Here is a 22445-nt window from a genome sequence, read left to right as displayed (position 1 = left end):
GTATTCCGCGTTGCCTTGCCCGTTATGCGTGCGGCTCCTGGTCACGCAACCTTGATTCCTTTCTGTTCATTCAGGCGCCGCAACAGGTGCATGCCAGGCACCTGCACGTCCACCGGTTCCGCGCCCACGTCGATGCCCGTCACGGCTCGGTACGAATGGATATACGTCTGAATCTCCGGCCGGAAAAACGCTGCCCAGTTCGCCGCGTTGACCGGATCGTTGATCGAGTTCCAGTCGCTCCAGCGGATCGACGACACGATCTGCTCGCCGGTTGTCGCCAGTTGCCAGAACTGATACGTATTGGTGTCGCCCCAACCCTGCAGCTTGCGCATGCTTTCCACCGAATGCATCCACGGTTCCGGATACGCAATCATCGCGCGACGCGGCAGGTATTCACGGAACTCGGGCCGCGCGAGCAGCCACTGCTGCATCATCATTTCCACACGCGACGTGGTGGGCATGTCGCGGAACTGGTTATGCGCGCCTTCGGAGAGGATCAGGTGCACTTCGCGCAGCGCGTTGAGCAGTGGAAAACCGTCCGGCACGACCGTGGTGTCGTCCGCCTGGCGAAAGAACGGCACGCACAGATTCAGCAGCGTATGGAACGCAGCGAGGAACTTGCTACGGTTGTCGGCGGCGTGTATTTTCGGCACAGCGCGGCCAATCAGCCTGAAGCCGTATTCGTGCTGATATTCGGCCGCGCGCCGCTCGATCGGCAGGCGATGCTGCTCGTCCTGCACCCAGCCCCAGATCAGGTTGTTCAACGGCCGCAGCGCATCGAGCTCAATCTGGTTCAGCGGATCGCGTGGTCCGCTCGACACATTCTGGAAGCGGCGAGAGATCGCATTCATCGTCTGCACGAGCTGCATCTCCTCCATCCAGTAGCTCCAGATCAGTTCGATCAGCGGGGGATAGGCCAGCTTCGCGGAGATGTCGTTGTTCCAGTACTCCAGCCACAGGCAACGTTCACCGCAACCCATGCCGTCGGTCTGCGCCGCGTCTGCGAATGCTTGTTCCGCCGAGGCCGCGGCGTCGGTACCTTGCAAGGCCTGCACCACTCGCCGGAGATACGGCAAGGTGGGTGAGCCAGTTTTTCCGAAGTACTGGTCGCTGAGCGGCCCTTCGGCTGTGATGGTCAGGCCAAGCCGTTCATTCGCGAGCCTGAGGGCTTCGGGATCGTAAGTCAGCAGTGTTGCGATCTGCGGCAAGTCGGGCCCTCTAGGCACCACGCCGCCCCACGTCACGACAAACGCTTCGGTTGCCACCTTCAACGCACGATAAGCATCCGTATCGGTGAAGGGCAGAAAGCGGCGCCGGCTCAATTGCTGCGTACCGTCAAGCATCGGAGACCGCAACTGCTGCGTCTGGGCGGTTGCACCGGCGCCATCCACCGCCGAACCACCGGGAAAGAACAGCGCGTCGATCTGGCTGGCGTAATTGGTCCAGCTCAGCATGTCCGCGTTCAGCTTGATCAACAGCCACAGCGCGACGTCGCCGGTCAGCGGCCGGGTGGTGCGTTGCAGATTGATCGTCTTCGAGGTCCTGTAGTCGCCATCGGCCGGCCCCGAACTGGCGCCGATGGGATCCAGCGGAGGCTGATTGTTTTGTGAGGAGGCGCCTGTCTTCATCAACGGAAATCGCTGACGGTTAGCAAGTTGCTGCTTCAGATTGGCATTCGGGCCAGCCGCGGCCGGGTCGGCATCCACGACGGCCACGCGTTTGCTTTCTTGCCCGCCTCCCTGCGCGTCGTCCTGGGTGTCTGCCGGTGACGGCGCAGCTGGCGGCGCCCCGGCGGCGGTTTCGCCGGGTTGCTGCGGAATGGGCATCTGATAGCTCAACGTGACGCTGTTCGCGTGCGCCAGCTGCATCAGAATCTGCGTCTTCAACGAATCATTTTTCTCGAAATCGACCAGCTCGTTGAGCGCACTGTCGAGTTCCTTCGCCTGTGCGCTCGAATGTTCTTTGCCGTTATGCAGAGAGATTTCGAGTTCAACCTCAACGGTCTCGCCCGGTTCGAACGGCAAAACAGGATCGCCGGTCGTCGGAAAAGGTGTGCGCTTCGGACCCATGCGGCAGGAAATCGTGACGTAGCTCCCACCTGCGCTGGCCGGATCCTGTACCTCATATTTACCCACGTTGTCGTTGTACTTGCCGGCCAGCATCAGCGTGACAGGGAATTGTCTGGAAACCATCATATTTCTCCTTCAGAAATCATGCGTAAGCGGCAAGGGGCGTACTGCTCGTCTCATGCTGATTAAGCGCAACGCTCAATTGCGCACTACCCGCGCTCCATGGCAAATAACCGGCAAGTGCCCAGCGCTGCAGCAGTTCGGCAATGACCTTCAATTCCTCGCTTGCCGGCAACAGACCGCTGTGGCGCGCCTGACCCAGCACCGCGAACGCGAGCGTCGGCGTATCGGCAAGAAACTGTTGTGGCCGAAATTTCACCGCGTGCCACACACGCAGCAGATGCTGGGGATGCCGGTCGGGAAGCCGCAGCGCGGCACCCAGACTGCGGCCACGCAGCGCGGGAGGATGTATCGCCAGCAGCACCGCGACGAACTGCGGTATCGCGCGGTCCAGCGCGTCGAACGCCTTGCGCTGTCCCGGGTTCATCTGCGAGCGTGGATACAGTCTTTCCCACACCTGCTCCAGCTGATCCCATTGCGGATGCGGATAGAGCGCCTTGCCCATGGCGACCGACAACTTCACGCGTATCCACGGCGCGGGATGCGGATCGTCCAGATTGACACGCAGAACGAAGGCGCGTGGCAGACTGACGACGCTCATCAAACCGCAGGTCGCCGCGATACCCACTCTCGATACCGCCCACAGGTCGGCGAGAATCTCACTGATCCAGCGCTCCCACGCGCTCCACACCGGAAGTCCGTGAACCGTTCTTGCCGGCGACGCGCGCTTGTATGCGTTGGCCAGATCGAGCAGCGCCGCGGCCTGGTGGCCCACCTCGTGATAGAGCGACGCTGCGACGCCCGTTCCCACCATCCGCTCACGCGGCATTCTGATGACGGCCACCGGGTTGTCACCGCCGCCGGGCAAGCGCGTGCGTGCGCGCCGGATCGCACCGCCATGGCCGCGCTCGACGTAGCAGATGACAGGCGGAGCCGCCAGGGGAACGCCCGGTTGTCTGAGGCCGTCCTGCGCGGCGACGTCCAGTCCGGAGAGCCATATACCGGTGCCATGCTGGCTGCGTTGCGTCAGCACTTCCGCGAAGATCTCGAAGTGCGTCAGCGCCGCGTGGAAATACAGCTTCAGCAACGCATAGCGACGCTGCGCCAGCGCGGCGTTGTGCGGGGTGGCGGCCATCCCGCGCAACTGGCGCAGGAAGTGCGCGATCTGCACTCGCAGTTGCCGCCTGGCCGCCTGCATATGCTTCTCGATTGCCGCCATCGCTTCATCGCTGACGTTTGCCGCCGGCACCATGGGCATTTGCAGCGCGTAGGGCAGCTGCGCGTCCAGACGTGCACGGATGCCGAGCACTTCCTGTTCGAGCAGGCGCAGTGCCTGGGCGCAAGGACTCATCGCGGAGGACATCGCGGCGCTCAGTAAGCAGAGCGGTGCTGCGGAGTCAGGTACAGAATGATCGCGCGTCCGTTGCGCGACCGGCGCCAGTATCCGCTGTGCGCCAGGCCTTGCGCCACCGGCGTGCCGCATGAAGGACAACTGGTGCCGGAGGGAGCGCCGTAACCTGGCTGGCCATAACCGGTCTGTCCGAAGCGCGTGGGCATACCTGACCCGGCACCTGGCTGCGGCACGCGGCCAATCGACGATGCCGGCCCAAAGATCGGCGTGGGGTTTTGACGCGCCACGCCAATGCCGTTTTGCGCGATCGTGCGCATCGCGCTCAGGAGTCCCGGTGCAACCTGACGCGCGCCGCGCAGGAACGCGATACGTGCGGCTCGCGCCGGCGGAACATGCGGGGGAACCGCGCTGAGATGATGGGCCGCGTGCTGGCCGATGCGCACCAGCCGGCGTGCCACTTCGAACTCACGGTCTTCATTGCTCAGCCCTTCCAGCTCGAGCCCGAGAGCGCTGCCGGCCATGCCGGCGAGCTTGCCGCCGATCAGACCGCCGGCACCCGGCACGACCAGATTGCCCAACGTGCTGCCGACAATCGGCAACGCGGACTTCACCGCGGACTTCAGAATTCCGCCCAGCGCCTTGCCCGCCGACGACTTCGCGAAGTTGGTGGCGGCACGCCCAACCGATTTGATCAGGCCGCCGAGGAACTGCTCCATCTCCTGTTCGGAGTTCACGGCGAGGAGTTCGGCAGCGAGTTCCATTTCCTGCATCTCGCCGGACATCTCGTTCTCGAACTCGTTTTCGAATTCGGTCTCGCCGGCCTCGAACTCATTCTCGAACTCGTTGGCAAATTCGTTCTCCAGCTCCTGGCCAAACTCGCCAGCCAGTTCCGGGGAAAGCTCCTGTTCAAACTCGTTGTAGCCAGGACCCCAACCGCCGGGCCTGGAAGTCCCGATATCGTGCATTTGCCTCTCCTTGACTGAGGTTGGCGAGAACGGAATCTCGCGTGCTCCGTTCAATGCAGAGGACGTGCCAGCTGGAGAAAATCATCGGACGGGTTGCCAGGCAAGGCTTCGAACCGGGCGTCTCATGACCAGAAGCGAATCGCGCTTCGCAGTTCCGCGCGCAAAGCGGCGCGCCGCACGAAGCTTGCTTCGCGGGCCATCTTCCGTCGCCGTGCACTAGCGTCTGGTTGGTGGGCATGCCGAGCCCACGGGGGAGAAGGTCACCGCTAATCGCTAACATATTAAGAATAAGTTAAATAATTTCCGCTAACGGTCGATAACCAGATCAGCCGCTTCCCTTTCGCGGTTGGACTAGACATGCAGAGCTCATACAACTTCTGGCTGGTAGCGATCTCGTTCGTCGTGGCGACGCTGGCGTCGTACACGGCGCTCGATCTGACCGGCCGTATCTTCCTGCTGGCGTCGGCAGGTCTGCGGCATGCCTGGCGCCTGTGCGGCGCCGCTGCGCTAGGCGTCGGCATCTGGTCGATGCACTTCATCGCCATGCTGGCCTTTTCGCTGCCGATTCCGCTCGGCTACGACTTCGCGGCGACCGCCTGCTCGCTCGGACTCGCGATCGGCGTATCGTATCTGGCACTGTATGCGACCACCCTGCCGCGGCTAACGCCGGCCAGGCTCGCGGCGGGGGGCCTGCTGATGGGTATCGGCATCGCCGGCATGCACTACACCGGCATGGCCGCGATGCAGATGACGCCATCTATTCACTATCACCCGGCGTGGTTTGCGGCCTCGATTGTGATTGCGATCGGCGCGGCGACCGCCGCACTGTGGATGGCGCGTGCCCTCAGCAACGACGATGCACGCCATGTGTTGCGCAAGCGTGTGGGCGCGGCGCTGGTGATGGGCGTCGCGATCAGCGGCATGCACTACGTGGGCATGGCCGCCGCCGAGTTTCCGCCCGGCGCCGTGTGCGGCGCGGCCAAGGGCGTGAACGCCGCCTGGCTTGCCACTTCCGTGATCCTGTTCACGTTCGCGATTCTGATCGTCACGCTGCTGCTGTCGCGTTTCGATGCGCGCACAAGCTTTCTGGCCGGCGCGGTGTCGAACCTGAACGGCCAGATCGTGCGGCTCGCCACGATCGACGTGCTGACCGGCCTGCCCAATCGCCGCACGCTGACCGAGCGTATCGAACGCGCGATCCAGAGCGCGCGCCGTCAGCGCACCATGTTCGCAATCCTCTTCATGGATCTCGACGGCTTCAAGACCATCAACGATTCGCTCGGCCACTCGGTCGGCGACGAAGTGCTGTCCGCATTCGCTCAACGCCTGCTGCTGTGCGTGCGCGCGAACGATACGGTTGCGCGGCTGGGCGGCGACGAATTCGTCGTGCTGTCCGAGAGCATCGGCTCGCGTGAAGATGCCGGCGCGATGGCCGAAGGCGTGCTGGACCGGATGCGCCAGGGCGTGTGGACCGACTCGCAACCCCTGCAGGTGATGCCGAGTATCGGCATCGCGCTCTACCCGCACGACGGCGACACCGTCGACACACTGCTCAAACACGCCGATGCGGCCATGTACGAAGCCAAGCGGGCGGGCCGCAGCACGTATCGGTTCTTCGAAGCAAGCATGAACGAGGCCGCCACGCGCACGCTGCAAATCCAGAGCGCGTTGCACGAAGCGCTCAACGCCGGTCAATTTTCGCTGCATTTCCAGCCGAAGTTTCATGGCAGCGGCGACTCGCTGGCGGGCGCCGAGGCGCTGATCCGCCTGGAGCATCCGCAACTGGGCACGCTCACGCCGCTCGAGTTCATACCGATTGCCGAGCGCTCGGGCCAGATCGTGCAGATCGGTTATTGGGTGTTGCGCGAGACTTGCCGACAGATTCGCAGGTGGATCGCGGAAGGCCTGCCGTCGATGAAGGTCGCGATCAATCTTTCGCCGCGGCAGATGTCGCAACCGAACCTCGTCGAAACGATGCTGGACATCGTGCAGTCCGAAGGCGTGCGATGCGAACAGATCATGTTCGAAATCACCGAAACCGTGGCGATGCAGGACGCGCCGAAAACCATCGAGATGATTCGCGAATTCCAGGCAAGCGGCTTTGAAATCGCGATCGACGATTTCGGCACCGGCTACTCGAGCCTCGCTTATCTGCAGCGCTTTCGCGTCAAGCAGCTGAAGATCGACCGCTTCTTCACCAACGGCCTCGACGAGCACGGTCCCGAGGGTAGCGCGATCGTCTCGGCGATCATCGCGCTCGCGCACTCGCTGGAAATGGACGTGGTGGCCGAAGGCGTCGAAACCGAATCGCAGCTCGACAAACTCAAGGCGATGATGTGCGACGAGATGCAGGGCTTTCTGCTAGGCAAGCCCCTTTCCGCCGACGACTTCAGCAAACTGCTCAGGGGAAGAATGATTGCCGCCTGAGGTGTGCTGACGGCTAGCCGGCCTTGCGCTCCTCGCGCGCGGTACCGGCGACCGCCGCCAGAATCGGCGTGCCGGTTCTGGCAACCAGATCGATGCCCGGATGAAAACTCAAACGGTGCGTGAACGGATCGCTGCGGTTGCCGAACGGCGAGCCGAAGCGCGCGCCGCGGCAACTGCAATGGTCAGCGCGGTACGGCGCGTGAAAAAACTCACCGAACCCGCCGCCTGGGTATGCGGATGCGCGGATGCGTGGCGATGTAACCGGTTTTCAGACGCGCTGGCAAAACCCATCGCAAAATTGCTTGACTTCTGCGCCGGGGAAACTAATATACGCAGCGCGTACATCAACCCGCCTCCCCCTACTTCCGACAGGTGCCCGCATGAATGTCCCGCAACAAGCCTTCCTACGCGATGCGATGCGTCGCCTGAACATGACCCGCGACACCTTTGCCAGTCGCATCGGTGTGTCGCGCCGGGCGCTCGATACGTGGCTGTTGCCGGACGACTCGCAGGAATCGCGGGCCATGCCGGAGATCGTCGAGCGCTTCGTGTCGGAAATCGTCGTGCACGGCGAGCCGGGCGATAAATATACGCAAAGCGTAGACTCACAATCGCTGGCGAGCCAGATGCTGTTTGAGGGCAAGCCGCAGCTGCTGTCGGTCGACCAGTTCTCGCGCGATTCCGTGGAGGCGCTGTTTCGCGTGGCCGACATCATGCAGCCGATCGCGCGGCGCCGGAAAATCTCCCGCGTGCTGGAAGGCGCGGTGCTCGGCAATCTGTTTTTCGAAGCCAGCACGCGGACCCGCGTGAGCTTCGGCGCGGCGTTCTGCCGGCTCGGCGGCTCGGTGTGCGACACCACGGGCTTCACGTTTTCGTCGATGGCCAAGGGCGAATCCATCTATGACACGAGCCGCGTGATGAGCGGCTACGTGGATGCGCTGGTGATCCGCCATCCGGAACAGGGATCGGTGGCGGAATTCGCGCGCGCCACCAACGTGCCGGTGATCAACGGCGGCGACGGCCCGGGCGAGCATCCGAGCCAGGCGCTGCTCGACCTGTACACGATCCAGCGCGAGTTTTCGCGGCTGGGCAAGATCGTCGACGGCGCGCATATCGCGCTGGTCGGCGATCTGAAATACGGCCGCACCGTCCACTCGCTGGTCAAGCTGCTGGCGCTGTATCGCGGCATCAAGTTCACGCTGATCTCGCCGCCCATGCTCGAAATGCCGAGCTACATCATCGAGCAGATTTCGCGTAACGACCACGTGATCGAGCAGACCCACGACCTCCCCTCGGGCCTGCGCGGCGCAGATGTGGTGTACGCCACGCGCATCCAGAAGGAGCGCTTTACCGACGAATCGTTCGAAGGCTACACGCCGGACTTCCAGATCAATCAGGCACTGATGGACACCGTGTGCGGCCCCGACACGTTGATCATGCACCCGCTGCCACGCGATAGCCGGCCGGGCGCGAACGACCTGAGCGTCGATCTGAATCACGATTCGCGGCTGGCGATTTTCCGCCAAACCGACAACGGCATTCCCGTGCGGATGGCGATATTCGCGGTGCTGCTGGGTGTCGAAAAACTGGTCCAGCATTCGATGCGCGACGCCGCCTGGCGCCCGCCCGTCTATCTCGGTCCGGACGACGCGGTATTTCACGGCATCGACTGATCGCCCGGCCGCAGGCCTCTGAGAACCAGCCGCATGAATGACATCGCGCTTATAGCCGGAGCCGGACTGTTGGCCGGCGCCATGAACGCCCTGGCTGGAGGCGGTTCGTTTGTCAGCCTGCCCGCGTTGATTGCCGTTGGCGTGCCCTCTGTACTGGCCAATACATCGAGCACCGTCGCGCTCTTTCCCGGCGGTCTAACGAGCGCATGGGCATATCGTTCCGGCGTTGGACCCGTCGGGCCCGTCGCCATCTGGAAGCTGCTGCTCGCCACGATAGTCGGTGGCACGCTTGGCTCGATCCTGCTGCTCAATACCAGTTCGAAGACGTTTGACTTCCTGCTCCCCTGGCTCCTTCTCATTGCAACAGTCGGACTCGCCTTTGGACGGAAGGCCGGGGAGATCATGCGTGAGCGCTGGACGATAAGCCCAACTCCCGTCATCGCTATTCAGGTTCTGCTGGGCGCCTACGGAGGCTATTTCGGCGGGGCTGTCGGCCTGATGATGCTGGCGATCTGGGGAATCCTCGACGGTCGGGATATCAAGAGTCTCAACGCGCCACGCACGTTGATGGTGAGTGCTGCCAATGCAATGGCAGTCGTCATCTTCATTTGCAGTCATGCGGTCCGCTGGAACGAGACAATCGTCATGCTGGTAGCGGCCGCCATGGGTGGATACGTGGGCGCGCATCTCGGCCGACGCTTGCCGGCGAAGATAGTTCGCGGCGCCACGTTGACCTTGACGTGCGTGATGACACTTGTGTTTTTCGCCCGGACTTATCACTTCCAATTTCACGCCTGACCCCGACAAAGCGGGTATTGAATCCGCAGCTCAGTATCCGTGCCCCATTGTTGTCGAATTCAAAACGGTGAATTCCGGGGTGCCCCATTGATGTGCATGCTGAAACGCCTACACTTGCCGCACAGTTCGCTGACAACGGCGGCCTCGCACGATCGCATAGGCATTTTGACTTGGAGCATCAGATGGACATCATCGATTTGGCCCGAAAGGCCGGTATGACGGTTGTTCTTGACGCAAAAATCGGACGCCAGGAATACCAGACTGTGTATGGCTCCGTGACGGCTCTGGCGGCCTTTGCGGAACTCGTGTCTGCGTCGGTGCAATACGAATCGGTTGAGCAGGACTAATGTAAGGAAAGGTAATGAGCTACGAATTGGAAGATTTCCAGGAAACTGACCTCCAGACCCGCGCGAGCGATGAGGTGGAGACAGCTTCGCCGTCGAACGTGGCGCCGCAAGCGTCTACTCATACGAATAACACGAATGTGCCAGCACGCAGCTGGGCGTGGGCGCACGGCACCGAATCGTATGACTGGATGGATTCGCACAGCCCGTTTCCCGTGTCAACCTCCTCCGACTGAACCCGGCGCCGAGGCGCGCTTCTCGTACGACAACTATCTTCGACAGAACCCGGTGGACCAGTAGCCGTTGCTGGACACGCATTCCGGTTCGAACTCCCCAGTGTTCCGATGCAAAGGCAACGAAAGCGTTGTCGGCGTGACAGGAGCGCGTTCTGGTTGATTTGATGCACTACATTGAATATGTAGGACCTTGCTGTAGCCGCTGCGGCTTATGCGCCAACGTCTCTATATATCCTGTTTGCAGGGATCACATCAAAGGAGTTTGCGATGTCAATCGAAAAAGTGCTCTACTGTGCTAACGCCAAGGTATCCGGGGGCCGGGATGGCCGGGGCGTGATACCGGATTCGGGAATGGAGTTTAAGCTGACCACGCCAAAGGAACTCGGTGGCGGCGGCGGAGATGGCACCAATCCTGAACAGCTTTTTGCCGTGGGATATAGCGCATGCTTCATCGGCGCAATGCGGTTCGTTGCTGCGCGCGAGAAAATCACCATCCCGGAAGGCGTGGCAGTCGACGGAAGTGTCGGTATTGGCGTCATTCCAAACGGATTCGGCATCGAGGCAGAACTTAAAATATCGCTGCCGGGCATGGCACGTGAAGCGGCGCTGGATCTGATCAATAAAGCTCACCAGGTCTGTCCGTATTCGAACGCAACCCGCAACAACATCGACGTCACGCTCACGCTTGTCTGAGCCGCGAAGCGGGAAACAGCCGGCAGGCGCTTTTATCCGCTGCATTAAGGTTTGCGCTCAAGGTGCGCCTTCAGGTTTCGCGTCGGGAAATAGCGACAGGCGCAGCCCGACCAGCGCATGAAGTGTCGCCTTTCGCCGCTGGCTGCCAGGAGCGTCCGGGCCGGCGGCAAACTCACTCATGATTTGACGCACAACGGCGTCGATATCGGCTGCAAGCTTCGACGGTACGCTCTGCGGCTTTCCAGACGCCACGCATCGTTCATAGTGCAGCCTGACGCCCTCAAGCACATGCCCCAATGCAGTGGCTACGTCTCGCGCAAACTTGCCCGAAAGCCTGCACAGGTCGAGCGAATTGAGCGCGATACGCATGTCACGCAGGCTTTGCGTGGCCGGGTGCAGGTCTTCGTCGCTCGATGCATGACGAGGAATCAGTTGCACGAGCCGGTCGAGCATGCGCGCGCTCAAGTCGCGTTGCTGCTCGAGCGGCAATGCGGACACGCTCAGAATGACGTCTTTCCAGCTGGAACGTGCCAGCCTGTCCGCTGCCGCCTCGGTTCCGAACGGGCGTAACACGCCCGTCAGCACCGAAGCGAATAACACGCCGGCAAGACCGGCAAGATTGGCATTCACGAAGGTCAGGAAATTGGCATCGTAGACACTGTCGATACCGAGGAACGTCGCCGTGTTCAGCGCCACCAGGGTCGATATCAAAGACCATTTCGGACGTGGCATCAGCAGTCCGAGAGGCACAAACAGAAACGCGAAAAAAATCACCAGCACTGGAAAATCCTGTCCATTCGGCAATACGACGAATAGATAGAAGGCAGAAATGGCCACGCCCACCGCCGCGGACTTGAGGAAATTGAGCATCATGGCGACGGGTTCGTCGAGCGAGGCAAAAAAGCAGCATCCAATGGCCCCAAGCGAGACCGCCGCCGCACCGTCCTGCCAGCCCGAAGCGATCCAGATGCATGAAGAGACGAAAATCACGAATGCCGCAGAGCTTGCGGAAAACAACGCTAGCCCACGGTCCAGAAAGCTGTGCTTGACGCCGATCCGCCAATGACGAAACCGTGGACGCCAGCTCCCCGTTTCATGAACGACGATGTACCGCAAGGTTCGACAGTCGACCCACAGATCGACAAGTTGCCGCAAACGCCAGAGCGAGCCGGATAATAGCGCGCCCCGCCATGTCGCCAATTCACCTGGCGCGGGTTCCAGACGTGCAATGCGCGCGCGTAATAGCGCTGCTTCGCGTTCAGGATCGTCGCTGAGCGGTTCATCCATCCAACGCCCGATAGCGCCCAGAAGTTCGCCGAACTCGCCTTCAGTTCCCACGCCGCGCTGTAGCGTGGCCGCAAGCGTATCCGCGAGGGCCGACGTAATAGGCAGCATGAGTTGCATCCGCCCTTGCAGTTCTTCGCCGCGTGCAAGAATGTAGGGGCTCGCATGATCGTACGCTAACTGGCTGAGCAGAAATTCAAACCCCCTGACGGTCACAGCCATTCTCTGGCGGCTGCCCGAAACACGCTCGCCCGCAGTACGACCCGCCAGCGACTCCTGAGCATATACGACAGCATCGCGGAACCAGGCGTCCGTTCGCTCGATCAGCGTTGGCGCAAGACGACTAGGAAATAAAACGCTACCCACAATGCTCGCGCATGCGATACCGAGCGTAATTTCCTCGGTTCGTGCCACCGCGACGTCAAAGATATTCAGCGGGTTGGCCACCGACGGCAGCGCAATGACCGACAGAGAATAACTGGCGAGCAGGAAAACATAGTTTCTCGCCGCTCGGGTAGAAATAGAAATGTAAACGAACACGCCGGTCCACAGCGAGATCAGTGCGCTCAATAGATACGGCGTTTCGGCGAACGGCGGTACCAGAAGCACGGAGGCGGACGCGCCGAGGATGGTGCCGATGACGCGATAAAGCGCCTTGGAGCGTGTCGCCCCGACAAACGGATTCGACACGATATAGACCGATGCCAACGCCCAATAGGGCCTCGGCAGATCGAACCAGAATGCGATGTATAGCGCGAGCATCGCGGCAAGGAAGGTCTTTAGAGAAAAGATCCAGTCCCGCAACGATGGCAGATTCATCGAAAATTGCTCCGAAAGCTAGTCTGGTCCGGACAATGATCAAACAGGCGGTAGAACGATCTACCCGCATCGGGTCTCGATTGTTCATCGAAATATCTGCGTGCTGAATTAATTCTACTACGGCACAAACCGGCAGTAGACAGGCACGCAACTGTCCGCACCGTTGTTTCCCGGCTGACCATCATATACGTCTGGCAATTTGCGCAAGGCGGGCCTATAAATAATCTCCCCTTCGACATGTCCAGATCGCTCCGCCTTAGGAATCCTGATCTAGTCAAGCGACAGTACGAAGCCGGTGTGAGTCACATTGTCTGGAAGGCCCGTTCAGAACCTGTTCACGAATGAAGGTGTCGATATGAAAGCGAAGTATCTTGCAGCAAGCGCCGCAGTGTTGTTCTGTAGCATGGCGGGCATGGCGCACGCCCAGCAAACCCAGCCCGCAGCCCCTTCAGATCCGCCTTCGGCGCAGCAGCCTGCCATGAGTAGCGCACCGCGAACCGTTGACCGGTCCATGGGCGGAGCACCCATGCATGGAACCTATGACAGTGGGCGAGGCAGGGACGGCCTGCCGTGCATCGTCGGGCTGTCTTGCGACATCTATAAAGGAAGTTGATGGAGTGTCGTATGCCAAGGCCAATGCATCCCTGTATGCAGGCCGACATGTAGGGCGAGCGGACAGATTATGCGAGTTGGCGCGATCACGTTGGTGCGAACGTCAGTGCCACTTACTTAAGGCCGAGGCGTTTCGCCAGCCGGTTCAGGTTGGCACGATCAAGGCCAAGTTCGCGTGCAACCGCGGCCCAATTCTGGTTGTGGCGATCCAATGCCGCGAGCACGATGTTTCGCTCGAACGTAGTGACGGCACGGCGAAAATCCCTTTCTGCAATCTCCGGACCTGCAGCAGGATCTACGCTCTCGTCTTCAACTGATGCATCCGACAGCGCAAAATCCGCCGCCGTCAAGGTGAGGATGCGGCCGGACTCGGGGTTGGCGGCGCGGGCCTTAAGCGCACTTCGTCCGATCAGATGCTCCAGTTCCCGAACATTGCCGGGCCACGGATAGCGAAGCAGCGCCGCCTGCGCGTCAGTCGAAAGACGCAGGCTCAACAGACCGAGGCGCGCGCGGTTCTCCTCGAGGAAAAAGCCGGCAAGCAACAGCACGTCTGGCCCCCGCTCGCGCAACGGCGGCACACGCAATGGATACGCACTGAGGCGATGGTAGAAGTCTGCGCGGAAGCGGCCCGCCCGCACCTCCTCGGCGAGATCGCGATTCGTGGCCGCAATCAGCCGGACGTCCACCTGGTGCTCACGGTCCGAGCCGATTCGCTGCAGTTGACCGTTCTGCAAAACGCGCAGCAGTTTCGCCTGCACAGCAAGCGGCAACTCCCCCACCTCGTCGAGAAACAAGGTGCCGCCATCCGCCAGTTCAAATTTGCCCCGCCTGTCCGATGCGGCGCCCGAAAATGCCCCGCGCACGTGGCCGAACAATTCACTTTCAACCAGCGTGTCTGGCAGGGCGGCGCAGTTTAGACTGACCAACGGCTTGTTTGCCCGTGACGACAGTGCATGAATCGCGTCGGCCACGAGTTCTTTACCAACGCCCGTCTCGCCGGTAATGAGCACCGTCAGATCGCTGCCGGCGACCACCTTGATCTCGCCAATCAGATTCTGATGAGGCTCACTGCTGCCGATCATTTCGCGGCGGCTCTGTCCGCTCGCCTGCCGATAGGCTTCGGCTCGGCGCCGTTCGTCCTCAGTGGTGCGCGCGAGCGTATCGAGCCGCTCCACAACGCTCACCGTCGCGGAGGCCAGACTGAGGAACGCCTGCAACGCGGGCAGGTCGACTGAGTCGAACCGTGCCGGGTCCAAAGCATCGAGCGTGAGCAAGCCCCACGGCCGGCCTCCGATGAAAAGTGGACAGCCCAGGCAGTCGTGGACTTCGAGTTTGCCGTCAACGCCTTGCACCAGGCCATCGTACGGGTCAGGCAAATCCGAGTCGCTCGCGAACCTCGTCGGTTCCGCGCGAGAGAGGAGCTGAGCGAAGCGTGGATGGTCCTCGATGCGAAAGCGCCGTCCCAGCGTATCGCTGCTTAGACCATCGGTCGCGAGCGGGATCAACGTGTCGCCCTCCAGCCGCAACAACGCCGCCGCATCGCCGGGAAACAGCGCGCGCAGACTGCTGAGGAGCCGCCGATAGCGTTCACTGTCAGGCAGGTCGCTTGAGAGATCCTGCATGAGTGGCGTCAGCACGTCGAGCACGCCTCGTGCTGTCAAAACGACCTCGTATGGAGTCGATGTGACCAGGGTCGAATGGACCATTCTGATATCTGCTTCTTTGATTTAAACGGATTTAACAGCTGGCATGGAACTTGGATATAGAGGTTCACGACCGCCGTCCGGCTGAACATCTATCCTACGAGGACCTTCCCTATGCTCTCCCCTGAACATCGAGCCATCGTCAAAGCAACCGTGCCCCTTCTGGAAAGCGGCGGCGAAGCACTCACCACACACTTCTACCAGTTGCTCATTAGCGAACATCCCGAAGTGCGTCCGCTGTTCAACCAGGCGAATCAGGCGAATGGCGCGCAACAACGCGCGCTCGCCAACGGCGTCCTGATGTATGCCCGCCATATCGACCAGCTCGAACAGCTCGGCGGTCTTGTCTCGCAGATCATCAACAAGCACGTCGCACTGAATATTCTCCCGGAGCATTATCCGATCGTTGGACAATGTTTGCTCAGATCCATTCGTGAAGTACTCGGTGCGGAAATCGCCACCGATGCCGTCATCGAAGCGTGGGCCGCGGCGTACCAGCAACTCGCCGATCTGCTGATGGGTCTCGAGGAACAGATATACGTCGCACGTGAAACGGCTCCCGGCGGATGGCGCGGCACCCGGACGTTCCGGGTCGCTCGCAAAGTCCGCGAAAGCGAGGAGATCACATCGTTCTACTTGCGCCCCGACGACGGCGCCGAGTTACTGGCGTTCCATCCAGGCCAATATATCGGCGTCCAGCTGATCATCGACGGGGAAGAATTCCGGCGCAACTATTCGCTTTCGGCGATCGCGAATGGGCACGACTACCGGATCAGCGTCAAACGCGAGCCAAAGGGCAAAGTGTCGAATCATCTCCACACGCACATCAACGAAAACGATACGTTGGAGTTGTTCGCGCCTTCAGGCGATTTCAAACTCGACAAAAATAGCGACAAACCGCTCGTGCTGATCAGCGGCGGCGTCGGCATCACGCCCACGCTCGCCATGCTACAGGCTGCGCTGGACACCGATCGCCCGGTGCACTTCATTCATTCCGCCCGCCATGGCGGCGTGCATGCGTTCCGCAACGCGATTGACACGCTTACGGCACGACACGGGCAACTGAAGCGTTTCTATTGCTACGAGCAGCAGCGTGAAGGCGATGCGCACGCAGATGGTATTGGATACCTTGACGAAGTGCGTCTTAAGGAATGGCTGCCGCAGACGCGTGACATCGATGTCTATTTTCTCGGACCCATAGCATTTATGAAAGCCGTGAAAAAGCACTTGAAGTCGATAGGTGTCCCCGCAGTCCAGACTCACTACGAATTCTTTGGCCCGGCTTCCGCGCTTGAATAGCCTGCCGACCGGTATCGCCTGGCCGCTGCTAGCAAACTGTGTGTGCTTTCCTTGCGGGAAAAACTCTGTTTCCCGTGGACGGCTTTGCCGATGTCAGCCAGGTTGATAACCTGATCAGGCGCGCTGAGGTTTGTACGCGTCTCCTGAATGTCCCTTTAACGGCCCTGTTATCCCCGCCCGCTGCAATATTGGGCGGGGTCTTTTTTGTGTCACGCCTCGCCGTACCGTCGCCCGATTGCGTTGCCCACAGAGCAACCATGTGTGAACCAAGGTGCTCTTGCTGAATTCCATTTGATGGCAGAACATTGACTGGAGGCGTAACCGGCGGATCACCCCGACATCTATCGGGCGTGGTCAGAAACCCCTAACCGCGCCCTGGTAATCCCAAAGAAAACTAGCGTCCCCGCACCCGCATGACCCCATGCTTCTGAGCCGCCAGACTCCCACACAACCGCCTACAGCTTTAACTGACCCGTCGCGCCCCATCTATTCCTTACCGTCGAAGTGATTTGACGCTTCGCCCAATGGACTTTCTACTCCATGAAAATACTGATCGCCGGATTTCAGCACGAGACGAACACGTTTGCACCGTCAAATGCGGACTATGACAACTTCGTTCGCGGTGAAGGGTTCCCCGCCATGGCGCGTGGCGCAGATGTCCTGAACCTCCGGGAAATCAACATTCCAGCCGGTGGATTCATCAAACAGATGGAAGCGCGTGGTCACGAGCTCATTCCGACGATCTGGGCAGCGGCGAGCCCTTCTGCCCATGTTACCCGGGCGGCCTTCGAGCGAATTGCGGGAGAAATCACCGAGGCCGTACAGCGGGAAGACTTTGACGCAATCTATCTGGACCTGCACGGCGCCATGGTTGCGGAACATGTGGAGGACGGAGAAGGCGAACTCCTTGCCCGCATTCGGAGCCTGGTTGGCCCAACGCTGCCAGTCGTTGCGTCACTGGATCTTCATGCGAACGTGACAGAGCGAATGCTGGAGAATGCCAGCGCGCTCGTCGCATATCGAACCTATCCTCACGTCGACATGGCGGATACCGGCAGGTCAGCGGGAGATCTGCTCGATGCACTGCTGGCCAGGGGCGATGCCGTGAGCGTTGCATATCGAAAGATACCGTTCCTGATACCTGTCAATGCGATGTGCACGCTTCTTGAACCTGCACGCGGTGTTTATGAAGCGCTAAAGACCCTCGAGAGTAGCGACATTCTCTCGATCTCCTTTACGCCAGGCTTTCCTGCTGCGGATTTCCCCGGCTGCGGACCCATGGTCTGGTGCTACGGTACGAACGCGCAAGCCGCGGAAACGGCCGTAGCCTCCTTGTACGATCTGATTGTCCAGCAGGAAGGCGCGTGGGAAGTTCCCTTTCTTACGCCTGACGATGCGGTGTTAGCGGCGAAGCGCCTCTCAGTCTTCGCAACACGGCCTGTGATTATCGCGGACACACAGGACAATCCGCACGGTGGGGCCGACTCCAATACCACGGGCATGTTGCGTGCATTGGTACAGCACAAGGCCAGAGGGGCCGCGCTCGGACTCGTTTGGGATCCTGCAGTTGCCCAACAGGCGCATGCGGCGGGTGAAGGCAGCACACTATCGGTGGCGCTCGGCGGGCAGTCGGGCGTACCTGGCGATGCTCCGTTTCACGGAACGTTCGAAGTGGAGCACCTCTCGGACGGACGGTGCGTTCTGGAGGGCCCGATGATGACTGGAACACAAATTAGCGTAGGCCCGACTGCATGCCTGCGGATCGATGACGTGCGGGTCGTTGTCAGTTCGACAAAGGCGCCGATGAACGACCGAAATCTTTACAGAATGGCGGGCATTGTGCCCGAAGACATGAGGATTCTCGTGAACAAAAGCTCCGTCCATTTCCGTGCGGACTTTGGACCGATCGCCGCGAGTGTGCTGATTGCAAAGGCGCCGGGGCCCATGGCTGCCGACCCCGCGGACTTGCCCTGGAAGAACCTGCGCAAGGGGATCAGACTCAAGCCGAACGGCCGCGAATTTCCTGGATCTGAGTAATGTAGCGGGGAAGTAGCCAACCCAACCGTCTATCCTGATCGAATCAATAACGAAAATGAGGAACTTCCAATGGTCCCATTGAGGCCGGATCTTTCACGATTTGCCCGCACTCCGTTGCGCGGAGGACCGTCGCCAATTCAGCATCTCCCACGACTGAGCCAGAAACTGGGCGGCGCGGATATCTTTGTCAAGCGCGAGGACCTGGATGGTCTTGGTGGCGGGGGAAGCAAGCTCCGGAAACTGGAATTTCTGATCGGAGAGGCCGAGGCCCGTGGCGCGGACACCATCATCACAGTGGGTGGACGACAGTCGAACCACGCGCGACTGACTGCAGCCGCTGCGGCGCGTGTCGGCATGAAATGCGAGCTGGTGCTGTCCCGTCTGGTCCCTATCGAAGACGACGACTATGTCAATAACGGAAACGTGCTGCTCGATCAGCTGTTCGGCGCTCGCATCCACGATATTCCCGGCAACGTAAACGCGCTTGAGTTTGCAGAAAATCGCGCCGCAATCTTACGGTCCGAAGGACGCAACGTCTATGTCTGCCCTCTTGGCGGCTCCAGCCCGGCTGGTTGCCTTGGTTACGTTGACTGCGCTGTTGAGATAGTCGATCAGACCGAAGCTCAGGGACTCGACTTTGAGCATGTCGTTGTTGCAAATGGTAGCGGCGGAATGCAGGCCGGTCTGTTGGCCGGGTCGATTGTCATGGGCAGGCCCACGGCCGCGATCATTGGCTTCACGGTACTGGCTGAATTGGAGAAGGCTCGAACGACCACTCTGGAAAAGACCCGCCAAACCGTCGCGCTGCTCGATCCGACGCTCACCGTGCCCGACGAGGCCATTACGCTATACGGGGATCAGTTGGGCAGCGGGTACGGAATCCCCACCGAGGCGATGCGTGAAGCGCTTGGGCTAACAGCGTCGCTCGAAGGCCTCCTGCTCGACCCGGTCTATAGCGGCAAGGCATTTGCCGGATTGATCAAAGAGATCCGAAACGGTCGTTTCAGGCGTGGCCAGTCGGTCCTGTTCCTGATGACCGGTGGCTTACCCAGTTTGTTTGCGTATCGAGGAAGCCTGGAGCACTTAACGCCCAGTGGTCCATAACCTTGACGCGCAAGCGCCCTCTATCAGGTGCAGAAGGTAGCGAGCCGCGTCCGTCTTTTCTTGCTATGCTGCACGCAGGCAATGAAGCACGGTTCGTTCAATGAAATGCACTACAGGTCGCTTCGTTTGCAACGATGCTACCGCGTACTACTGTGAGGACAATGATGACAAAAGCTTATTGGGTAGTGTCGTATCGCAAGGTACTGAAGCCGGAGCAACTCGCCGAGTATTCAAAACTCGCCACGCCGGCAATTTCCAACGGCGGCGGACGTATTCTGGCTCGCGGCGTAGCAAAATTTGCGCACGGAGCGGGCCTGGTTGAACGCACCGTTCTAACGGAATTCGATAGTCTCCAGCAAGCCATGTCCACTTTCGAAGGCGATGAGTATCAGGCCGCGTTGAAAGTTCTCGGCGACGCCGTGGAGCGAGACTTCCGGATCGTCGAAGGCACCGAGTAATACCGAATTGCAACGGCGCGAACACCTGAAGAGGTGTCCGCGCCGCACCGCTAATGGAGCTGATCAAGAACGGCGTATTTCGGATCGCATGCCATACAGGCATGCTTCGGCCGATTGCCTGTGAACATCGGCGATCCGTTTTCTTTTGCTAGCCAGGAACAAGTCATTTTCCACGGTGTCAGTTTGCGCCATCAAGTGCGAAGTCTACAGTTGAGGTCCAAGGTCGCGATCAGCCAGACCCACCCAGCTTGCGACGCACAAGGCTCTGTCTTTCCGTCCGGGTTTATTCGGCAGATTCGCGACTCCATTGCGACGCCGTACGGAGCACCCATGAGATTCTCACTTATCGCAGCATCACTTTGTATCGCCTCTGCGATGTCCACGTATGTGCACGCGCAAGAATCGCAGCCGCTGACACCCCACTACTCGATACCCCTCGATGTCGCAATTGATGCTGCCAAAGAAGCCATCCGGGTGTGTGAGGCCAAGCACTATTGGGTGACCGCTACCGTAGTTGATATGGATGGCATACCGCAGGTGGTACTGCGCGGTGACCAAAGCACGGTGCACACTGGCGAGTCCAGCTTTCGCAAGGCCTTCACGGTTGTGACCTTGGGACCGGAATTTGGATTTGACAGGTCGAGCGGATTTTTTGAGCTGATGAAGACAAGTCCATTCGCGCCCCAGCTCGCTACCGTACACAATGTCATGGCGCTTCCTGGCGCGGTGGCATTCAAGGTAAACGGCGAAATAGTCGGTGCACTCGGAATTGGCGGGGCACCCGGCGGAGATAAAGATGAAGTCTGTGCGGCAGCTGGTGTCGCCAAAGTTTCCGAACGCCTGCGCACCAAATAATCAATAGCCGCTCGACGTAGCCGACCTTCTGGCCTTCCCGAGGCACGCCTCGCGCTCAGCCCTGCTGCTGGAGCAATACTGACGTCAACGAACATTGCTTCTATTGACCGGGCAACCGGACGCAGCGGTGCGCGGTCAATAATCCACATGACGTTCAATGGTGTCCGAAGAGATCCATTTGACTCTTCGCGGCCGCATGACTGCCGGATTGCACGGTCTCGGCTCTTACACCACCATAGCCTTGCTGCGCGCCGTCAGCGTCGCTGCGTTCGGCCGCGACCGTCTGCGGGCTTTGACCGCGTTGCGAAGCCGGCGCACCGACCAAAGGCTTATAGAAAGGCGCCGGGCCGTATCCGCTCGCAAAGGCAGGGGTGGCAATAGATGCGGAGATGGCTACGACAAATGCGGCGATAACTTTGATACTCATGGAATGCTCCAGAGAAAGATGAAAGCAGGACAGTAACCGGGCGCCTCATCTCACAGAGTCTGCGCGCCAGGCCTGGTTGTAACTAGATCAGGTTAATGGTGACGTTGATGTTTCCCCGTGTCGCCTTCGAATACGGGCAGGTCTGATGCGCTGCGTCAACGAGGGCGTAGGCGACCTCAGGTTCTACCCCCGGCAAACTGACATTGAGCCGGGCCTGGAGGAAATAGGCTCCCTCGGTTGTGCCCAAGTCCACTTCCGCATCCACTGCCAGGTCATCTGGAAGGGTGACCTTCATCTTGCCGGCCGCCAATCCCATCGCACCAATGAAGCAAGCCGACCAGCCGGCGGCGAACAACTGCTCCGGATTGGTACCCTCGCCAGACGAGCCCGGCGACGACAGCTTGATGTCCAGGCGGCCATCAGAGCTACGCGACGTACCGTTGCGGCCGCCTGAAGACGTGTGTGTTTTGCCCGTGTACAGCACTTTTTCGAGTTGAGTCATGATCTGCTCCGTTGATATGAGTCGAATCCAATATTGTGATCGCATACGCTTTGATCGCATGCGATATATATTCCATCAAACGCCGGACGATGTCAAGGTCTTTGGAGTGGTCAGGTATGGCGTGACTTCCCGCGCGCTTTAGAAAATTCGTGGGCTTTTGTACAGAGTCCGTACGTCGCGACAAATCCGATCGGGAAGTGAGCGACGGCGCGGTGTTTCTCTAGTGCCTTAGGCGACTGACTCGCTCGAAGCGAGACCGCGCGCTCCCTCAATCTGAAAAAGGGCGGCGCATTGAGCCATGCGCGCGCCCCACTGATGTGTTGATATTCACAGTTGCGAGGCAAGCAAAATCGGCAAGCTATCCGTGATTACTTACCGGCATCAATATGCGCTCGCGTCCCCGCATCGGACGAGCCGGCACTTACCCCGCCATACGATTTCGCGGCAGCTGTTTGCGCCGCAACTCGTGCTTCTGCCGCCTGGATTTGTTGCGGATATTGCGTGTTATCGCCATCGCCCACATGGTATCCAGCCCGCTCCAATTGAGCGAGTTCCGCACGAACCTGAGACCGCGAGAGTTCGGTTGTTCCCTGCGCAAAGGAAACGATAGGGGCCGAAAGCACGGCGGCTACGGCAACTGCCTGAAGAAAGACTTTCATGATGGCATCC

General features: G+C 60.2%; 19 protein-coding genes and 1 pseudogene. 11 read left to right on the top strand and 9 right to left on the bottom strand.

Annotated features, from left to right (window positions below; translation table 11 throughout):
• Positions 1–41 precede the first annotated feature (41 nt).
• The 3 genes from PQR27_RS23475 to PQR27_RS23465 are packed head-to-tail and all read right to left on the bottom strand — an operon-like array spanning position 42 to position 4505.
• Positions 42–2195: an 8-amino-7-oxononanoate synthase gene (locus PQR27_RS23475; protein ID WP_408526031.1), complete on the bottom strand. Its 2154-nt coding sequence runs from the start codon at positions 2193–2195 to the stop codon at positions 42–44.
• Positions 2196–2211: 16 nt separating this feature from the next.
• Positions 2212–3540 carry a hypothetical protein gene (locus PQR27_RS23470; protein WP_408528281.1) on the bottom strand — a complete coding sequence of 443 codons (1329 nt, stop codon included), beginning with the start codon at positions 3538–3540 and terminating at the stop codon, positions 2212–2214.
• 20 nt (positions 3541–3560) lie between these two features.
• The gene (locus PQR27_RS23465; protein WP_408526030.1) at positions 3561–4505 is read right to left on the bottom strand and encodes a hypothetical protein; all 945 of its coding nucleotides are present in this window, start codon (positions 4503–4505) and stop codon (positions 3561–3563) included.
• Between the two features lie 357 nt (positions 4506–4862).
• On the opposite strand from PQR27_RS23465, the gene PQR27_RS23460 reads away from it, so the two are divergent.
• A complete protein-coding gene (locus PQR27_RS23460; RefSeq protein WP_408526029.1) occupies positions 4863–6932 on the top strand; it encodes a putative bifunctional diguanylate cyclase/phosphodiesterase in 2070 nt (689 codons plus the stop codon).
• A 43-nt stretch (positions 6933–6975) separates the two neighbouring features.
• On the opposite strand, the pseudogene PQR27_RS23455 reads toward PQR27_RS23460, so the two are convergent.
• Positions 6976–7098 (bottom strand): annotated as a pseudogene (locus PQR27_RS23455) (M23 family metallopeptidase); the annotation flags it as partial.
• A 214-nt stretch (positions 7099–7312) separates the two neighbouring features.
• On the opposite strand from PQR27_RS23455, the gene PQR27_RS23450 reads away from it, so the two are divergent.
• The 5 genes from PQR27_RS23450 to PQR27_RS23430 all read left to right on the top strand — a co-directional run bounded on the left by PQR27_RS23450 (position 7313) and on the right by PQR27_RS23430 (position 10676).
• Positions 7313–8605 (top strand): aspartate carbamoyltransferase, encoded by a 1293-nt coding sequence (locus PQR27_RS23450; protein ID WP_408526028.1) that lies wholly within the window; start codon positions 7313–7315, stop codon positions 8603–8605.
• Between the two features lie 33 nt (positions 8606–8638).
• The gene (locus PQR27_RS23445) at positions 8639–9403 is read left to right on the top strand and encodes a sulfite exporter TauE/SafE family protein (RefSeq protein WP_408526027.1); all 765 of its coding nucleotides are present in this window, start codon (positions 8639–8641) and stop codon (positions 9401–9403) included.
• Positions 9404–9585: 182 nt separating this feature from the next.
• Complete coding sequence (locus tag PQR27_RS23440) at positions 9586–9750, top strand: hypothetical protein (protein WP_408526026.1); 165 nt, start codon at positions 9586–9588, stop codon at positions 9748–9750.
• Between the two features lie 14 nt (positions 9751–9764).
• Positions 9765–9983: a hypothetical protein gene (locus PQR27_RS23435; protein ID WP_408526025.1), complete on the top strand. Its 219-nt coding sequence runs from the start codon at positions 9765–9767 to the stop codon at positions 9981–9983.
• 267 nt (positions 9984–10250) lie between these two features.
• Positions 10251–10676, top strand: a complete 426-nt coding sequence (locus PQR27_RS23430) for an organic hydroperoxide resistance protein (RefSeq protein WP_408526024.1) — start codon at positions 10251–10253, stop codon at positions 10674–10676.
• 57 nt (positions 10677–10733) lie between these two features.
• On the opposite strand, the gene PQR27_RS23425 is transcribed toward PQR27_RS23430, so the two are convergent.
• Together PQR27_RS23425 and norR are read right to left on the bottom strand one after the other, a co-directional pair.
• Positions 10734–12779 carry an FUSC family protein gene (locus PQR27_RS23425; protein WP_408526023.1) on the bottom strand — a complete coding sequence of 682 codons (2046 nt, stop codon included), beginning with the start codon at positions 12777–12779 and terminating at the stop codon, positions 10734–10736.
• Positions 12780–13504: 725 nt separating this feature from the next.
• A complete protein-coding gene (gene norR / locus PQR27_RS23420; protein ID WP_408526022.1) occupies positions 13505–15097 on the bottom strand; it encodes a nitric oxide reductase transcriptional regulator NorR in 1593 nt (530 codons plus the stop codon).
• A gap of 111 nt (positions 15098–15208) precedes the next feature.
• Here norR and hmpA point away from each other — a divergent pair, with 111 nt between their 5' ends.
• The 5 genes from hmpA to PQR27_RS23395 all read left to right on the top strand — a co-directional run bounded on the left by hmpA (position 15209) and on the right by PQR27_RS23395 (position 20847).
• Complete coding sequence (gene hmpA, locus PQR27_RS23415) at positions 15209–16393, top strand: NO-inducible flavohemoprotein (RefSeq protein ID WP_408526021.1); 1185 nt, start codon at positions 15209–15211, stop codon at positions 16391–16393.
• Between the two features lie 540 nt (positions 16394–16933).
• The gene (locus PQR27_RS23410; protein ID WP_408526020.1) at positions 16934–18430 is read left to right on the top strand and encodes a M81 family metallopeptidase; all 1497 of its coding nucleotides are present in this window, start codon (positions 16934–16936) and stop codon (positions 18428–18430) included.
• A gap of 69 nt (positions 18431–18499) precedes the next feature.
• Positions 18500–19534, top strand: coding sequence for a D-cysteine desulfhydrase family protein (locus PQR27_RS23405; protein WP_408526019.1), 1035 nt, complete (start codon positions 18500–18502; stop codon positions 19532–19534).
• 161 nt (positions 19535–19695) lie between these two features.
• Positions 19696–19992, top strand: a complete 297-nt coding sequence (locus PQR27_RS23400) for a DUF1330 domain-containing protein (protein WP_408526018.1) — start codon at positions 19696–19698, stop codon at positions 19990–19992.
• Between the two features lie 330 nt (positions 19993–20322).
• The gene (locus PQR27_RS23395; protein WP_408526017.1) at positions 20323–20847 is read left to right on the top strand and encodes a GlcG/HbpS family heme-binding protein; all 525 of its coding nucleotides are present in this window, start codon (positions 20323–20325) and stop codon (positions 20845–20847) included.
• 154 nt (positions 20848–21001) lie between these two features.
• On the opposite strand, the gene PQR27_RS23390 is transcribed toward PQR27_RS23395, so the two are convergent.
• The 3 genes from PQR27_RS23390 to PQR27_RS23380 form a co-directional block, all read right to left on the bottom strand.
• Positions 21002–21274, bottom strand: coding sequence for a hypothetical protein (locus PQR27_RS23390; protein ID WP_408526016.1), 273 nt, complete (start codon positions 21272–21274; stop codon positions 21002–21004).
• Between the two features lie 82 nt (positions 21275–21356).
• On the bottom strand, positions 21357–21776 hold the full coding sequence (locus PQR27_RS23385; protein WP_408526015.1) for an organic hydroperoxide resistance protein: 420 nt from the start codon (positions 21774–21776) through the stop codon (positions 21357–21359).
• Between the two features lie 368 nt (positions 21777–22144).
• Positions 22145–22435: a DUF4148 domain-containing protein gene (locus PQR27_RS23380; RefSeq protein WP_408526014.1), complete on the bottom strand. Its 291-nt coding sequence runs from the start codon at positions 22433–22435 to the stop codon at positions 22145–22147.
• Between the last annotated feature and the right edge of the window lie 10 nt (positions 22436–22445).

Origin of the sequence: Paraburkholderia fungorum (assembly GCF_046027215.1) — a bacterium.
GTDB lineage: Bacteria > Pseudomonadota > Gammaproteobacteria > Burkholderiales > Burkholderiaceae > Paraburkholderia > Paraburkholderia fungorum_D.
Note: the sequence above shows the minus strand (reverse complement) of the source record. Positions and strands in the feature narration are given on the sequence as shown.

Bases quoted from the DNA above. Each gene is read 5' to 3' on its own strand.
- PQR27_RS23400 (WP_408526018.1), top strand. From the start codon at position 19,696: ATGATGACAAAAGCTTATTGGGTAGTGTCGTATCGCAAGGTACTGAAG.
- PQR27_RS23380 (WP_408526014.1), bottom strand. From the start codon at position 22,435: ATGAAAGTCTTTCTTCAGGCAGTTGCCGTAGCCGCCGTGCTTTCGGCC.
- norR (WP_408526022.1), bottom strand. From the start codon at position 15,097: ATGGTCCATTCGACCCTGGTCACATCGACTCCATACGAGGTCGTTTTG.
- PQR27_RS23475 (WP_408526031.1), bottom strand. From the start codon at position 2,195: ATGATGGTTTCCAGACAATTCCCTGTCACGCTGATGCTGGCCGGCAAG.
- PQR27_RS23460 (WP_408526029.1), top strand. From the start codon at position 4,863: ATGCAGAGCTCATACAACTTCTGGCTGGTAGCGATCTCGTTCGTCGTG.
- PQR27_RS23430 (WP_408526024.1), top strand. From the start codon at position 10,251: ATGTCAATCGAAAAAGTGCTCTACTGTGCTAACGCCAAGGTATCCGGG.
- PQR27_RS23410 (WP_408526020.1), top strand. From the start codon at position 16,934: ATGAAAATACTGATCGCCGGATTTCAGCACGAGACGAACACGTTTGCA.
- PQR27_RS23405 (WP_408526019.1), top strand. From the start codon at position 18,500: ATGGTCCCATTGAGGCCGGATCTTTCACGATTTGCCCGCACTCCGTTG.
- PQR27_RS23425 (WP_408526023.1), bottom strand. From the start codon at position 12,779: ATGAATCTGCCATCGTTGCGGGACTGGATCTTTTCTCTAAAGACCTTC.
- hmpA (WP_408526021.1), top strand. From the start codon at position 15,209: ATGCTCTCCCCTGAACATCGAGCCATCGTCAAAGCAACCGTGCCCCTT.
- PQR27_RS23445 (WP_408526027.1), top strand. From the start codon at position 8,639: ATGAATGACATCGCGCTTATAGCCGGAGCCGGACTGTTGGCCGGCGCC.
- PQR27_RS23465 (WP_408526030.1), bottom strand. From the start codon at position 4,505: ATGCACGATATCGGGACTTCCAGGCCCGGCGGTTGGGGTCCTGGCTAC.
- PQR27_RS23435 (WP_408526025.1), top strand. From the start codon at position 9,765: ATGAGCTACGAATTGGAAGATTTCCAGGAAACTGACCTCCAGACCCGC.
- PQR27_RS23440 (WP_408526026.1), top strand. From the start codon at position 9,586: ATGGACATCATCGATTTGGCCCGAAAGGCCGGTATGACGGTTGTTCTT.
- PQR27_RS23470 (WP_408528281.1), bottom strand. From the start codon at position 3,540: ATGAGTCCTTGCGCCCAGGCACTGCGCCTGCTCGAACAGGAAGTGCTC.
- PQR27_RS23385 (WP_408526015.1), bottom strand. From the start codon at position 21,776: ATGACTCAACTCGAAAAAGTGCTGTACACGGGCAAAACACACACGTCT.
- PQR27_RS23390 (WP_408526016.1), bottom strand. From the start codon at position 21,274: ATGAGTATCAAAGTTATCGCCGCATTTGTCGTAGCCATCTCCGCATCT.
- PQR27_RS23450 (WP_408526028.1), top strand. From the start codon at position 7,313: ATGAATGTCCCGCAACAAGCCTTCCTACGCGATGCGATGCGTCGCCTG.
- PQR27_RS23395 (WP_408526017.1), top strand. From the start codon at position 20,323: ATGAGATTCTCACTTATCGCAGCATCACTTTGTATCGCCTCTGCGATG.